The following is a 13,802-nucleotide window of genomic DNA, read 5'->3' as shown; positions in this document are numbered from 1 at the left end:
TCTCCTAGGGGCATGACCAGGGACGACGAACTGGCCGCACTGCGCGCCCGGGTGGGCGAACTGGAGGCGGCCGCCGCGCGGCCGCCACGGCACCGCACCCGCAGCACGTTCGCCGTCGTCCTCATCGTGCTCGCCGCGCTCCTCACCCCGCTGAGCGCCGTCGCCGTATGGGCGGACGCACAGGTCAGGGACACCGACCGGTACGTCGCCACGATGGCGCCGCTCGCCTCCGACCCGGACGTGCAGGACGCCGTCGCGAACCGGGTCACCACCGCGGTCATGGACCGCATCGACGTCCAGGACCTGCTGACCGGCGTCGCCCCCGACGACCGGCCCCGCCTGGAGAAGGCGCTCGGCGCGGCCAGCGGCCCCATCAACAGCGGCCTCACCTCGTTCGTGCACGCCGCCGCCCAGCGGTTCGTGACGAGCCCCGCCTTCGCCACCGTCTGGAAACAGGCCAACCGGACCGCGCACGCGGCCGTCGACAAGGCGCTCACCGGCGACGGCGGCGGCACCGTCAAGGTCGAGGACGGCATGGTCACCCTCGACCTCGCGCCGGTCGTCGACAAGGTCAAAGAGGCGCTCGTCGACGACGGACTCACCGTCGCCGCGAAGATCCCCGAAGTGCACACCGACATCACGCTCATGCAGTCCACGGGCGCCCTCGCCAAGGCGAAGAAGGGCCTGCGCCTGCTCCAGCTGCTGTCCTGGGTGCTGCCGCTGCTCGTCGTGCTGCTCGTCGTCGGCGGGGTACTGCTCGCCACCCGCCGGCGCCGCGCCCTGGTCACCGCGGCCCTCGCGGTCGCCGCCGGAGCGCTGGTGCTCGGCCTCGCGCTGTGGCTCGGCCGCGCCTTCTACCTCGACGCACTGCCCCCGGCCGTCGACCGCGCCGCGGCCGGCTCCGTCTACGACGCCCTCGTCCGCTTCCTGCGCACCGGCGTACGCGTCGTCGCCGTCCTCGGCGTGGTCGTCGCCCTCGCGGCCTGGACCGGCGGCCCCGGCCGCTGGGCGAGCGCGGTGCGCGGCGCGTGGACCGGGGGCATCGGCTCGGTGCGCGAGGCCACCGGAGCGGGCACCTTCGGGCCCGTCGGCCCCTGGGTGCACCGGATGCGTACGTGGCTGAACTGGACGGTCGCCGCGGTCGCCGCGGCCGTGCTGCTCGCCTGGGACTACCCGACGGGCGCCGTCGTCGCCTGGATCGCGGTGTGCGCGGTGTGCGCGCTCGCCGTCATCGAGTTCCTGGACGCCCCGGCGCTGCCGGATCCGGCGCCGGAGTCCGCAGCCGACGGGCCACCGGCCGCTCGTGCGCGATGACGTACCCGGCGGCGATCCCCGCACACACGACCGTGAAGAGCACGATCAGCCACGACAGCGCGGTGAACACCATTCCCAGCGGCCCGAACTGGGCCAGCGACCGGTCCAGCGTGCGCGGGATGTAGACCCGGGACGCCACGCTCAGACCGACCACGCCGACAGCGGTGAGCAGCGCGCCCGGCAGCAGCGGCAGCCACCGCACCCGCCCGCCGAGCAGCAGGTGCTGGGTCCACCACCACAGCGCCGTGCAGGTGAGCAGCCACAACGGCAGCCCCAGCCACAGGCCGGTGCCGAACCCGTCGCGCAGCAGCCCCTGGGCGACCAGCGCCACCAGCCACCCGGCGAGCCAGGCGAGCCAGCGCCAGGCGACCAGCGAGAACTGGGCGGGCGGCAGATGCCAGGCCCGCTCGCACATCCGCTGCAACGCGCGGCTGCACGCCGTCGCCGAGACCAGCAGGACCAGGACGCCGACGACGCCGGTGGCGTTGCGGGTGGCCGCGTCCCCGGCCGCGTACACCTGTCTGACCTGGTCCAGGGACGCGCCGTCCAGGCCGAGCGTGCCGCGCAGCGAGGACAGGATCTGGTCGCGCACGGCGGAGGGGGCGAACGCGGCCGCGACGAACACCACCGGCAGCGCCGTCAGGAACGTCTGGGCGGCGAGCCGCGTCGCCGAGTCGAGCAGGTTCACGGCGACGATCTGCCGGGTCATCCGCGGGACGAACGGCATGTGCTCCTGTACGGCCCGGGCCCGGTCGGTGGCCCAGCGCGTCGCCCGGGCCAGAGTGCTGGTCTCGCTCATGGCGGCAACCCAAGCGCATCCGCCGCCCCGCCCGGCGGCGACCGGGCGGTGCGGTGGCCCGTACGGGGAGACCGGCGCGGCACGGCACGCTTTACGGCGTAATCACCGGCGGCTCGGCCGCGCGGGCCCCGAACCTCGCGCGGTACGCCGAAGGGCTCAGCCCCGTCGCCCGCTTCAGGTGCGCCCGCAGATTCGCCCCGCTGCCCAGACCGCTGAGCTCCGCCACCACGTCGAGCCGGGCCTCACCGCGCTCGATGAGCCGGCAGGCCAGCGCGATCCGCTCGCCCAGCAGCCACGCCAGCGGCGTCGTGCCCAGCTCGGCACGGAAGCGGCGGTGCAGCGTGGCCGGGCTGACGGCGGCGCGGGCGGCCAGATCGGACACCGCGATCGGCTCGTCGAGGCGCTCCTGCGCCCAGGCCAGGAGCGGCGCCAGCGAGGCGTCCGGCACGTCCGGCACGGGCCGCTCCACGAACTGCCTCTGCCCGCCGTCGCGATGGGCCGCGAAGACCAGACGCCGCGCGACGGAGCCCGCGACCTCGGCGCCGTGGTCCCGGCGGACCAGATGCAGGCTCAGATCGAGGGCGGCGGCGCTGCCCGCCGCGGTCAGCACATCGCCCTCGTCCACGAACAGCACGTCCGGTTCCAGCAGCACCTGCGGGTGCAGCGCCCGGAACTCCTCCGCCCAGCGCCAGTGCGTGGTGGCGCGCCGCCCGTCCAGCAGCCCGGCCTCGGCGAGCGCGAACGCCCCGGTGCAGAAGCCGGCGATCCGCGCCCCGCGCGCATGGCTCCGCCGGATCGCGGCGAGCACGGGTTCGGCCCGCGGCACGACGTTGTCCGGGCGCCCCGGCACGATCAGGGTGTCGGCGCTGTCGGCCGCGTCGAGCCCCGCGGCCGTGCCCAGCGTGAAGAAGCCGTGGTTCATCCGGATCTCTGGCACCGGGGCGCACAGCGTCAGCTCGTACAGCGGCGCGGCCCGGCCCAGCTCGGGCCGCGGCAGCCCGAACACCTCGGTGGCGACCCCCACCTCGAAGGGGTTCACGCCCTCGTCGACGAGGACGACGACGCGGTGCACCGGCTGCTGCGCTTGCGAGGATCCTTGCGGCATACGCGATTCCTAGCACTCGTACGGCGCGGCGGGCGCCCCGAGGATGACGGCATGGAACCCGTCGCGCTCACCGAGGCCCTGGCCACCTTCGACGCCGTGTGGAGCCCCCGCATCGTCACCACCGTCAACGACTACGACGTCCGCCTCGCCAAGGCGGAGGGCGAGCACGTGTGGCACGTCCACGAGGACACCGACGAGTTCTTCCTCGTCGTCACCGGCGAGCTGACGATCGCCCTGCGCGAGAAGGACGGCGAACGCGACGTGGTCCTGCCCCCAGGCTCCGTCCTCACGGTCCCCCGCGGCACCTGGCACAAGCCGTTCGCGGCCCCCGGCACCGCGATCCTCCTCCTGGAACCGGCCGGCACGCCCACGACGGGCGACGCCCACGACCCCGTACCGGACCACGTGGACTCGACGACCGGGCACGCGTGGCACCCTTGAATCATGAACGACTCCGCGCCCGCCCCAGCCCGCCGTGCCCGTGTCCGCGCCCCCGAACTGGTCGGGAAGGGCGGCTGGCTGAACACAGGCGGCAAGGAGTACACCCTCGCCGACCTGCGAGGACGCATCGTCATCCTCGACTTCTGGACCTTTTGCTGCATCAATTGCCTGCACGTCCTCGACGAGCTGCGCGAGCTGGAGGAGCAGCACCGGGACACCGTCGTGATCATCGGGGTGCACTCGCCGAAGTTCGTGCACGAGGCCGAGCACGCGGCGGTCGTCGATGCCGTCGAGCGGTACGGGGTGGAGCACCCGGTGCTCGACGACCCCGAGCTCGCGACGTGGAAGCAGTACGCGGTGCGGGCCTGGCCGACGCTCGTCGTGATCGACCCCGAGGGGTACGTCGTCGCGCAGCACGCCGGTGAGGGCCACGCGCACGCGATCGCGAAGCTGGTCGAGGAGCTGGAGGCCGAGCACGAGGCGAAGGGCACGCTGCATCGCGGCGAGGGTCCCTACGTCGCGCCCGAGCCGGTCGCCACCGATCTGCGGTTCCCCGGCAAGGCGCTGCTGCTGCCGTCCGGGAACTTCCTGGTCAGCGACACCACCCGGCATCAGCTCGTGGAGCTGGCGGCCGACGGGGAGAGCGTCGTGCGGCGGATCGGTGACGGGGAGCGCGGCTTCGGCCCGGACTCCTTCAACGAGCCGCAGGGCCTCGCGCTGCTCGACGAGCGCACCGTCGTCGTCGCCGACACCGTGAACCACGCGCTGCGCGCCGTGGACCTGGCGAGCGGCGCGGTCACCACGCTCGCGGGCACCGGCCGGCAGTGGTGGCAGGGCACGCCGACCAGCGGACCGGCCCGGGAGATCGACCTGTCGTCGCCGTGGGACGTGGCCGTCTTCGGCGGCAAGGTGTGGATCGCGATGGCCGGTGTGCACCAGCTGTGGACGTACGACCCCGAGGCGGGGACCGTCGAGGTCGCGGCCGGGACGACCAACGAGGGCCTGGTCGACGGGCCCGGCGCCGAAGCCTGGTTCGCGCAGCCCTCCGGGCTCGCCGCCACCGAGGACCGGCTGTGGGTCGCCGACTCGGAGACCAGCGCGCTGCGGTACGTCGACCTGGACGGGCACGTTCACACGGCCGTCGGCACCGGCCTGTTCGACTTCGGGCACCGGGACGGCGACGCCGGACAGGCGCTGTTCCAGCACCCGTTGGGTGTCACGGCCCTGCCGGACGGCTCGGTCGCGGTCTCGGACACGTACAACCACGCGCTGCGCCGCTTCGACCCGGCGACCGGCCAGGTGACCACCCTCGCCACCGATCTGCGGGAGCCGAGCGACGCCGTGCTGGCAGGCGGCTCCGGTGACATCGTCGTCGTCGAGTCCGCCCGGCACCGGCTGACGCGGCTGCGGCTGCCCGAGGAGGCCGTGCGCGTCGAGTCCGTCGCCCACCGCACGCAGCGCGCCGCCACCGAAGTGGCGGGCGGCAAGCTGCAGTTGGACGTCATCTTCCAGGCGCCGGCCGGGCAGAAGCTCGACACCCGCTACGGCCCCTCGACCCGGCTGCTGGTCTCCGCGACGCCGCCCGAGCTGCTCGCGGCCGGTGACGGCGCGGGCACCGACCTGGCCCGTGAGCTGGTCCTGAACCCGGATGTCACCGAGGGCGTCCTGCACGTCTCCGCGATGGCGGCCTCGTGCGACGACGACCCGGCCAACGAGTACCCGGCCTGCCATGTGCACCAGCAGGACTGGGGTGTCCCGGTCCGGGTCGCCGAGGGCGGGGCGGACCGGCTGCCGCTGGTGCTGGCCGGCCTGGACGGCTGACCGGGCCCGAGGGCCCGTCAGTTCGCGTACGGCATCCGGGTGTTCCAGGAGAGCACCTCGATGCCGTCGGCGCGCTTGCCCGCGTACTCGACCTCGCCGGGCGTCTTCAGCGTGACGAAGGCGCCGGAGGCGTCGGCGTCGTTCCGCACCAGGGACAGCCGGACCGACGTGAAGTAGTCGTCCTCGGCCTTGGTCTCCTGGTAGACGGGGAGCGCGGAGTAGACCGTGCCGCCGGCCGGGACGAGCAGGGGCTGCGCGGGCCGTACGTCGTCCTTGGCCACGGGGACGTCACCGTTGGCGTCGCCCGGGGTGACGACCGGGAACTTCTGCACGGTGCAGGCGCCGCCGGACGTGTTGACCGCGGTGATCAGCAGGTGGTCGCCCTGCTGCTCCGGGTTCTTGCGCTTGAGCGTGTAGGCGAGCGAGGTCACCGCGCACTCCGGCGCCGCCTTCGCGGCGGTCCCGCCCGCGGCGCCCTTGCCGGTGGAACTGCTCTTGGCGGCGTCCGCCTTGGACGCGCCGCCCGCCTGCTGCGTACCCGTGGACTTCTCGGCGGCCGAGCCGGTGTCCGCGCCGGCGCTCGTGTTCGTGGTCGCCGCGGCGCCCTCGTCCTTGGTCCCCGTGGCGTCGCCGCCGGAGCAGGCGGTCATCGTCAGGCCGAGGACCACGGCGGCGGTGGCGAGGACGGTCGTGCGGGTGATGGTGCGGGTCATGGTGGTGCTCCCCCGGTTCGGTGCGCCCGCCAGGTCCGGCGGGCCGCTGTGAGTCCTACGGTGCCCGCCGCGGTCGCCGTCCGGTCGCCCTCGCGTTAGCGCGCCGTCGCCGTTTGGCTGTCGGCCCGCTCCAGCTGCGCTTTCGCCTGCCGCGCGCCCTCCTCGAAACCCCGCCGCAGCGCGTCCTCGTGGGCCCGGCGCAGACAGCCGCGGGCCTCCTCGGCGCGGCCGAGGGCGAGCAGTGCGGCGCCGCGCGAGACCCGCAGCAGGATCTGGCGCAGCGGGGCGAGACCTTCCGTGGCGGCGCCGGGCAGCGACAGCCCCCGTTCCGTGCAGACGAGCACGGCCGGGTGGTCGTCGAGGGCGAGCAGCCGACGGGCCCGGTGTTCCAGGGCGAGCAGTTCGGTCAGTACGTCGCCGGCGGCGCGGGCCAGTTCGGCGGCGCGGGTCAGATGGGCGAGGGCCTCGGGGCCCGGCGCCCCGGCCCGGTCGAGGGCGGCGGCGAGGTTGACCAGGGCGGTGGCCTCGCTGGACGGGTCGCCCGCGCGGGCGGCGAGCGCCGGGGCGCGCTCCAGATGGTCCAGGGCCTGCGCGAGCCGCCCCTCCTCGGTGAGGACCCAGCCGTACAGGGCGCGCACCCGCGCCTCCGCGTCCGGGTCGCCGAGCCGTACGGCCGCGGCCAGGCCCTGGGCGAGCAGCGGCAGCCAGTCGTCGCGTACGTATCCGACGATGGACGGCCACTGCAGCACGACGAGCCGCCAGGCCCGGTCGTCGAGGCCCGCGGCGAGGGCGGCGCCGGCGGCGGCCGCGAGGTTCTCGCGCTGCGCCGCGAACCAGCCGAGCGCGCTCGCCCGGTCGGGCAGTGGTGGTCCGCCCAGGTCGGCGCGGGCGTCCGGCGGCGGTGCGCAGCAGGGCCGGTCGTCGGGTTCGGCGACGGCGGCGGCGCGCAGCGCGGTGCGGACGTAATGGTCGAGGAGGCGGACGAGGGGCTCGTCGGCGGGTTCGGCGGGTCCGGCCGGTTCGGGGCCGGTGTCACCGCGGGCGGGGCCGCGCGCGTACAGGCGGACCAGGTCGTGCATCCCGTACCGGCCGGGTGTCCGCTCGGTGACGAGGTGGGCGGCCGCGAGGCGGTCCAGGGCCGTGGCGGCGTCGGCGGGCGGTGTCGCGGTGAGGGCGGCGGCCGCGTACCGGTCGAGGTCGGGGCCGGGGAGGGTGCCGAGCCGGCCGAAGAGCTGTCGGGCGTCGGCGGGCAGGGCGCGCAGGGTGAGCCGGAGCGCGGCGGCGACTCCGGTGTCGTCGATGTCGAGGAGCGCCAGCCGGCGCTGTTCGTCGGCCAGTTCGCCGGCGAGGTCGCTCAGTGGCCGGTCCGGCCGGGCGTTGATGCGGGCGGCCACGACGCGCAGCGCCAGCGGGAGGCCCGCGCAGAGCTCGGCGAGCCGGGCCGCGGCGGCCGGTTCGGCGGCGAGCCGGTCCTCGGCGCCGGTGGCGGCGAGCAGCGCGGCCGACGCGGGGCCGTCGAGGACGCCGACCTCGACGGTCCGGGCGAGTTCGCTGACCGCGAGACCGTCCAGGCGCAGCCGTGAGGTGACCAGGGCGACGCTGCCGGGGCCGGCCGGGAGCAGCGGGCGGACCTGGGCGGCGGTGCGGGCGTTGTCGAGGACGACGAGGGGGCGGCGGTGTTCCGTCCGGGTCCGGTACGCGGCGGCCAACGCGCCTTGTGTGTCGGGCAGTTCGCGGCCCGGGACGCCGAGCGCGATCAGGAACTCGCGGAGCACGTCGGCGGTCTCGGGGCCGGTGTCGGCGGGGTCGTCGCCGAAGCCGCGCAGATCGGCGAAGAGGACTCCGTCGTAGTGCTCGCGCGCGGTGTGCGCCCAGTGCAGGGCCGCCGCGGTCTTGCCGACGCCGGCGGGCCCGGTGATGACGACGACGGCGTGCTCGCGGTGGGCGGCTTCGTCGATCGCGGCCAGCTCCATGTCGCGTCCGACGAACCCGCGCGGCGGCCGCGGCAGCAGGTCGGGGCCGGCCGCCTGCGGGGGCGTGGGGTCCGGCGCGGGCGCGGGCGGCGGGGCGCCGTCCCCGGCGAGGATCTCCGCGTACGCGGCGCGCAGTGCGGCCCCGGGGTCGACGCCCAGCTCGTCGGCGAGGAGCGTGCGGGTGCGGTGGTACTGGTCGATGGCGTCGGACTGGCGGCCCGCGCGGTACAGGGCCCGCATCAGGGCCGCGGCCAGCGACTCCCGCATGGGATGGGCGACGGCCTCCGCGTGCAGCAGCGACGCGGCCCGCGCGTGGTCGCCGAACTCCCCGTAGGTGCGGGCCAGTTGTTCGACCGCCGAGATCCGCGCCTCCTCCAGGCCGTCCGCCGCGACCCGCAGCGGACCGCCCGTGGCGACGCCGACGAGCGCGGGCCCGTGCCACAGCGCGAGCGCCTCCCGCAGCAGGGCCGCCGCGTCGTCGGGGGTGCGCTGGTCGCGGGCGAGCCGGACGAGTTCCTCGAAGCGGTGCGCGTCGAGCAGCGACTCGGGCATCTCCAGGACGTACGCGTCGCCGCGGGTCACGAGCCGGACGCCCCACTCGTCGGCGCCGCCCTGCGCGAGCAGCGCCCGCAGCCGCGACACATGGCCCTGCGCCACGGTCCTGGCCCGGGCCGGCGGGCCTTCCGGCCACAGCGCGTCGATCAGCTGGTCCAGGGGCACCGCCGTGTTGGGCCGCAGCAGCAGCGCCGCGAGGAGGCTGCGCCGCTTGGCGGGACCGAGGGGGAGCTCCCCGCTCTCCGTGGCCACGGCGACCGCGCCGAGCAGCCGGAACTCCACGACAGTGCTCCCCCCCATATGCCCCGAGAACGCGATGCGCTCAGGGTACGTGGAGGGAGCTACCGGCAAGTACGGGCCAGGGGCCGTGGCTCCTGGCCCGACCGGCGGACCTACAGGCGACGGTCCCGCTCGTCGACCACGGTCGTCTGGTTCGGCGGCACGACCATGCGCCTGCGCCGCCCGATGCTGCGGAACGCGAAGACACCGATCAGCCCGACGATCATCAGGATCCAGCCGACGACGTCGAGGTTGACCCCCTTCATGTGCCAGTCGGTCGCGAAGGTGAGGATCGCCCCGACGGCGACCAGGATGATGCAACCTCCCAAGCTCATGAGGTCTGCCTCCCCATCAGTTGTGTGACGCGCGAGTACGAGTACGAGAGCCCCGGGTACCCGGGGCTCTCGACGTCACACAGGGGCAGGGCCCGGGATTCAGCCCTCCAGGAACGCGGTGAGCGCGTTCGCCAGCAGGAACGGGTCGTCCGCGCCGCACAGTTCACGGGCGCTGTGCATGGACAGGATCGCCGCGCCGATGTCGACGGTCTTGATGCCGTGCCGGGCCGCGGTGATCGGGCCGATGGTCGTCCCGCAGGGCATCGCGTTGTTCGACACGAACGACTGGAACGGCACGCCCGCCTTCTCGCACGCCGCCGCGAACACGGCCCGGCCCGCGCCGTCCGTCGCGTAGCGGTTGTTGACGTTGACCTTGAGGATCGGGCCGCCGTTGGCCCGCGGGTGGTGCGTGGGGTCGTGGCGCTCGGAGTAGTTCGGGTGCACGGCGTGCCCGGTGTCCGAGGACAGGCACACGGTCCCGGCGAAGGCCCGGGCCCGGTCCTCGTACGAGCCGCCGCGCGCGAACACCGAACGCTCCAGGACGCTCCCGAGCAGCGGCCCGTCCGCGCCGGTGTCGGACTGCGACCCGTTCTCCTCGTGGTCGAAGGCGGCGAGCACCGGGATGTACGGGAGGCCTCCCTCCTCGTCGCGTCTGCTGACCTCGGCGAGCGCGGCCGTGCAGGCGTGCACGGACAGCAGGTTGTCCATCCGCGGGCCGGCCACGAGCTCCTTGTCACGGCCCAGGTAGGCCGGCGGCTCGACGGAGTACGTCATCAGGTCCCAGCCGGTGATCGAGCGGCGCTCGAGGCCGTACTCGTCCTCGACGAAGGCCAGCAGGTCGCCCTCGTGCACATCGCCGCCCAGGCCCCAGATCGGCTGCATGTGCCGCTGCTTGTCCAGCTTCAGGCCGTCCGCGGTGACGGAGCGGTCCAGGTGGATGGCGAGCTGCGGCACGCGCAGCAGGGGCCGGTCGATGTCGATGAGCCGGTCGCTGCCGTCGCGCAGCGAGATCCGTCCGGCCAGGCCCAGGTCCCGGTCGAGCCAGGAGTTGAGCAGCGGGCCGCCGTAGATCTCCACGGCGACCTGGCGCCAGCCGTTGCTGCCCATGTCGGGCTGCGGCTTCACGCGCAGGTTCGGGGAGTCGGTGTGCGCGCCGACGATGCGGAACGGGGTGTGCGGGTGCGCTCCGCGCGGCACGTACCAGGCGATGACGGCGCCGCCGCGCGTCACGAACTTCCCCCCGCTGGTGCCGTCCCAGGCGTCGGTCTCCGCGACCTGCTTGAACCCCGCCTCCTCGAGCCGCGCCGCCACGGTCGCCACGGCGTGGTACGGCGTCGGGCTCGCCGCCAGGAAGGTCATCAGGTCGTCGGTGTGCCCACGATCGAAGGGGCCGGAGGGAGTGCGCATGCGGCCAGAGTAGTGCGGCTTCCAAGGGGCCTGCCTGCGGCGGCCCGGCGCCTGATCGTCCGCCGTCTCCCGTCTCGTCGGCGGGTGCCGGCCGGTGGGGGCGAGAAGCCCCGCCGGGGCGCGGCCGCCGACGAAGCAGTCACCCGGCGGACGCGCACGCGCCAAGAGGCCCGTCGCCCCCGAGCGGGGACGACGGGCCTCGGGCACGATCCGGCTCGGCGGAGCCTAGAACGCCGCCTCGTCCAGCTCCATCACGTCCAGCCCCGACTCGCTCGTGGCCTGGGCGAGCTTGCGCGCACCGATGACACCCGGCAGGACATTCGCCGCGAAGAACTTCGCCGCCGCGATCTTGCCCTGGTAGAACGCCACGTCCTTGCCGGCCGCACCCGCGGCGAGCTTCTCCGCGGCGACGGCAGCGCCCTTGAGGAGCAGGTAGCCGACGACCACGTCACCGGACGCCATGAGCAGGCGCGTGGTGTTCAGGCCCACCTTGTAGATGGCCTTGACGTCCTGCTCCGTGGCGGCCAGGTCCGTCAGCATGACGCCGACGATGGCCTCCAGCTCGACGGCCGCCTTGGCGAGGGCGTCGCGGGCCGCGCCCAGCTCCTCGCCGCCGGTCTCGACCGCGAGGAACTTCTTGATCTCCTCGGCCAGACCGTTCAGCGCGGCGCCCTGGTTGCGGACGATCTTCCGGAAGAAGAAGTCCTGGCCCTGGATCGCCGTGGTGCCCTCGTAGAGCGTGTCGATCTTGGAGTCGCGGATGTACTGCTCGATCGGGTACTCCTGCAGGAAGCCGGAGCCGCCGAAGGTCTGCAGCGACTGCGCCAGCTGCTCGTAGCCCTTCTCCGAGCCGTAGCCCTTCACGATCGGGAGCAGCAGGTCGTTCAGCGCGTGCTCGGCCGAGGCGTCCTCGCCCGCGGCCTCCTTGACCTGGATCGCGTCCTGCACGGAGGCGGTGTAGAGCACCAGGGTGCGCATGCCCTCCGCGTACGCCTTCTGCGTGAGCAGCGAGCGGCGTACGTCCGGGTGGTGCGTGATGGTGACCTTGGGCGCCGTCTTGTCCATGAACTTGGCCAGGTCGGGACCCTGGACGCGCTCCTTGGCGTACTCCAGCGCGTTCAGGTACCCGGTGGACAGCGTGGAGATCGCCTTCGTGCCGACCATCATGCGGGCGAACTCGATGATGCGGAACATCTGGCGGATGCCGTCGTGCTTGTCGCCGATCAGCCAGCCCTTGGCGGGGTGCTGGTCGCCGAACGTCATCTCGCAGGTGTTGGACGCCTTGAGGCCCATCTTGTGCTCGACGTTGGTCGCGTACACGCCGTTGCGCTCGCCCAGCTCGCCGGTCTCCCAGTCGAACTCGAACTTCGGCACGAGGAAGAGCGAGAGGCCCTTGGTGCCGGGGCCGTGGCCCTCGGGGCGGGCCAGCACGTAGTGGAGGATGTTCTCCGACATGTCGTGCTCACCGGACGTGATGAACCGCTTCACGCCCTCGATGTGCCACGAGCCGTCGTCCTGCTGGACGGCCTTGGTGCGGCCGGCGCCCACGTCCGAACCGGCGTCCGGCTCGGTCAGCACCATCGTCGAGCCCCACTGCTTCTCGACGGCGATCTCGGCGGCCTTCTTCTGCTGCTCGTTGCCCTCCTCGAAGAGGATGCCGGCGAAGGCCGGGCCCGAGGAGTACATCCAGACCGCCGGGTTGGCGCCCAGGATCAGCTCGGCGTGGGCCCAGATCAGGGAGCGCGGCGCGGTGGTGCCGCCGATCTCCTCGGGCAGGCCCAGGCGCCAGTACTCGGCGTCCATGAAGGCCTTGTAGGACTTCTTGAAGGACTCCGGGACCGGCGCCGTGTTGGTCTCCGGGTCGAAGACCGGCGGGTTGCGGTCGGCGTCGGCGAAGGACTCGGCCAGATCGTTCTCGGAGAGGCGGGCGACCTCTTCGAGGATGCTCTTGGCGGTGTCGACATCCATGTCCCCGAACGGGCCCGTGCCGTACAGCTTGTCGCGGTCGAGCACCTCGAAGAGGTTGAACTCGATGTCGCGGAGATTCGACTTGTAGTGCCCCATGGCGACGGCTCCGTAAAGGCTTGGGAGGTAGACCCGCTGCGGGGGCCCTTTCGTGTCGGGCTCCGGGATCGTCCTCGTACGCGTACCAACTAGTAGCTAACAGGATGCTACCCGTCGGTAATAAGAATCAACCCCCAGTGGGCCAAGTGTGACGAAGGCACCCCCGCACCGCCCCCGCCGCTCTGCCCGAGGCTCCTCTCACGCCCCCGCGTCGCGCAAGAACCCCGTCAGCAACTTCCCCCATTCCTGCGGCCGTTCGGCGAACGGGAGGTGCCCCGTGGCGATCTCCGCCAGCCGGGAGCCGGGGATCGACGAGGCCAGCTCCCGGTGCAGGGCCGGGGGCACCAGGCGGTCGCCCGTCGTCGTGATCACCAGGGTCGGGGCCGTGATCCGGGCCAGGTCGGCGCGTACGTCCACCCGGGTGACCAGGTCCACGTGGTCCGCGGTGCCGGGCGGGACCGACGTGCCCACCTCCTTCAGGAGGGCCGCCAGCTGTCCGTCATCCAGGGAGCGCAGTGCCTCCTCGCTCAGGGCGCGCGGCACCACGAAGCGGGCCAGCGGTTCCGGGGCGCCGGACACGGCGAGGGCGTGCCACAGCTCGGCGCCGAGCCGCAGGTCGTGGTCGGGCCGGGCGAAGGCGGCGGTGAGCAGCAGGGCGGTCACCCGCTCGGGATGCCGGGCCGCGACGCGCACCGCCACCGCTCCGCCCAGCGAGTACCCGGACACGGCGAAGCGGTCGAGGCCCTCGGCGTCGGCCGCGGCCACCAGCTGGTCGGCCAGGTCGTCCAGCCGGAGCGGGGACGCGGAGCGCGGCGTCGCGCCCGTGCCCGGGTAGTCGACGCCGACCACCGTGTGCGCGGCGCTCAGCATCTCCAGGACCGGGCCGTAGTTCGCCTCCACCGAGCCGCCCGCGCCGTGCGCCACGAGCAGGCCGGGGCCCGACCCCCGCACCGTGCGCGCGTACGGGGCCGCTGCGTCGATCGCCTCGCCTGACAT

Annotated in this window: 11 protein-coding genes; 3 read left to right on the top strand and 8 right to left on the bottom strand. The window is 73.9% G+C overall.

Going from position 1 to position 13,802, the window contains the following annotated elements:
* Window positions 1–12: 12 nt before the first annotated feature.
* Window positions 13–1,314, top strand: coding sequence for a hypothetical protein (locus ACQUQD_RS20055; protein WP_428953499.1), 1,302 nt, complete (start codon window positions 13–15; stop codon window positions 1,312–1,314).
* Here ACQUQD_RS20055 and ACQUQD_RS20050 read toward each other — a convergent pair.
* Together ACQUQD_RS20050 and ACQUQD_RS20045 are read right to left on the bottom strand one after the other, a co-directional pair.
* Window positions 1,229–2,113 carry a YhjD/YihY/BrkB family envelope integrity protein gene (locus ACQUQD_RS20050; RefSeq protein ID WP_428953498.1) on the bottom strand — a complete coding sequence of 295 codons (885 nt, stop codon included), beginning with the start codon at window positions 2,111–2,113 and terminating at the stop codon, window positions 1,229–1,231. The genes ACQUQD_RS20055 and ACQUQD_RS20050 overlap by 86 nt on opposite strands.
* A 91-nt stretch (window positions 2,114–2,204) precedes the next feature.
* Window positions 2,205–3,218, bottom strand: a complete 1,014-nt coding sequence (locus ACQUQD_RS20045; protein ID WP_428953497.1) for a helix-turn-helix domain-containing protein — start codon at window positions 3,216–3,218, stop codon at window positions 2,205–2,207.
* Between the two features lie 51 nt (window positions 3,219–3,269).
* Here ACQUQD_RS20045 and ACQUQD_RS20040 point away from each other — a divergent pair, with 51 nt between their 5' ends.
* A complete protein-coding gene (locus tag ACQUQD_RS20040) occupies window positions 3,270–3,659 on the top strand; it encodes a cupin domain-containing protein (RefSeq protein WP_428953496.1) in 390 nt (129 codons plus the stop codon).
* A gap of 3 nt (window positions 3,660–3,662) precedes the next feature.
* A complete protein-coding gene (locus ACQUQD_RS20035) occupies window positions 3,663–5,480 on the top strand; it encodes an NHL domain-containing thioredoxin family protein (RefSeq protein ID WP_428953495.1) in 1,818 nt (605 codons plus the stop codon).
* Window positions 5,481–5,497: 17 nt separating this feature from the next.
* On the opposite strand, the gene ACQUQD_RS20030 is transcribed toward ACQUQD_RS20035, so the two are convergent.
* From ACQUQD_RS20030 to ACQUQD_RS20005, 6 genes are all read right to left on the bottom strand, one after another.
* A complete protein-coding gene (locus tag ACQUQD_RS20030) occupies window positions 5,498–6,193 on the bottom strand; it encodes a DUF4232 domain-containing protein (RefSeq protein ID WP_428953494.1) in 696 nt (231 codons plus the stop codon).
* Between the two features lie 95 nt (window positions 6,194–6,288).
* The gene (locus ACQUQD_RS20025) at window positions 6,289–9,003 is read right to left on the bottom strand and encodes a BTAD domain-containing putative transcriptional regulator (protein ID WP_428953493.1); all 2,715 of its coding nucleotides are present in this window, start codon (window positions 9,001–9,003) and stop codon (window positions 6,289–6,291) included.
* A 110-nt stretch (window positions 9,004–9,113) separates the two neighbouring features.
* On the bottom strand, window positions 9,114–9,335 hold the full coding sequence (locus tag ACQUQD_RS20020) for a DUF6458 family protein (RefSeq protein WP_428953492.1): 222 nt from the start codon (window positions 9,333–9,335) through the stop codon (window positions 9,114–9,116).
* 99 nt (window positions 9,336–9,434) lie between these two features.
* The gene (locus ACQUQD_RS20015; RefSeq protein ID WP_428953491.1) at window positions 9,435–10,742 is read right to left on the bottom strand and encodes a M18 family aminopeptidase; all 1,308 of its coding nucleotides are present in this window, start codon (window positions 10,740–10,742) and stop codon (window positions 9,435–9,437) included.
* 225 nt (window positions 10,743–10,967) lie between these two features.
* A complete protein-coding gene (locus ACQUQD_RS20010) occupies window positions 10,968–12,806 on the bottom strand; it encodes an acyl-CoA dehydrogenase (protein WP_428953490.1) in 1,839 nt (612 codons plus the stop codon).
* 198 nt (window positions 12,807–13,004) lie between these two features.
* On the bottom strand, window positions 13,005–13,802 hold the full coding sequence (locus tag ACQUQD_RS20005; RefSeq protein ID WP_428953489.1) for an alpha/beta fold hydrolase: 798 nt from the start codon (window positions 13,800–13,802) through the stop codon (window positions 13,005–13,007).

The organism is Streptomyces sp. cg35 (assembly GCF_050410835.1).
Taxonomy (GTDB): domain Bacteria; phylum Actinomycetota; class Actinomycetes; order Streptomycetales; family Streptomycetaceae; genus Streptomyces.
The sequence above is the reverse complement of the archived record's forward strand: the minus strand, read 5'-3'. Positions and strand labels throughout refer to the sequence as shown.

Excerpts from the sequence above, each read along its gene's own strand:
- ACQUQD_RS20055 (WP_428953499.1), top strand. The coding sequence starts at position 13 with ATGACCAGGGACGACGAACTGGCCGCACTGCGCGCCCGGGTGGGCGAA.
- ACQUQD_RS20050 (WP_428953498.1), bottom strand. The coding sequence starts at position 2,113 with ATGAGCGAGACCAGCACTCTGGCCCGGGCGACGCGCTGGGCCACCGAC.
- ACQUQD_RS20045 (WP_428953497.1), bottom strand. The coding sequence starts at position 3,218 with ATGCCGCAAGGATCCTCGCAAGCGCAGCAGCCGGTGCACCGCGTCGTC.
- ACQUQD_RS20040 (WP_428953496.1), top strand. The coding sequence starts at position 3,270 with ATGGAACCCGTCGCGCTCACCGAGGCCCTGGCCACCTTCGACGCCGTG.
- ACQUQD_RS20035 (WP_428953495.1), top strand. The coding sequence starts at position 3,663 with ATGAACGACTCCGCGCCCGCCCCAGCCCGCCGTGCCCGTGTCCGCGCC.
- ACQUQD_RS20030 (WP_428953494.1), bottom strand. The coding sequence starts at position 6,193 with ATGACCCGCACCATCACCCGCACGACCGTCCTCGCCACCGCCGCCGTG.
- ACQUQD_RS20020 (WP_428953492.1), bottom strand. The coding sequence starts at position 9,335 with ATGAGCTTGGGAGGTTGCATCATCCTGGTCGCCGTCGGGGCGATCCTC.
- ACQUQD_RS20015 (WP_428953491.1), bottom strand. The coding sequence starts at position 10,742 with ATGCGCACTCCCTCCGGCCCCTTCGATCGTGGGCACACCGACGACCTG.
- ACQUQD_RS20010 (WP_428953490.1), bottom strand. The coding sequence starts at position 12,806 with ATGGGGCACTACAAGTCGAATCTCCGCGACATCGAGTTCAACCTCTTC.
- ACQUQD_RS20005 (WP_428953489.1), bottom strand. The coding sequence starts at position 13,802 with ATGTCAGGCGAGGCGATCGACGCAGCGGCCCCGTACGCGCGCACGGTG.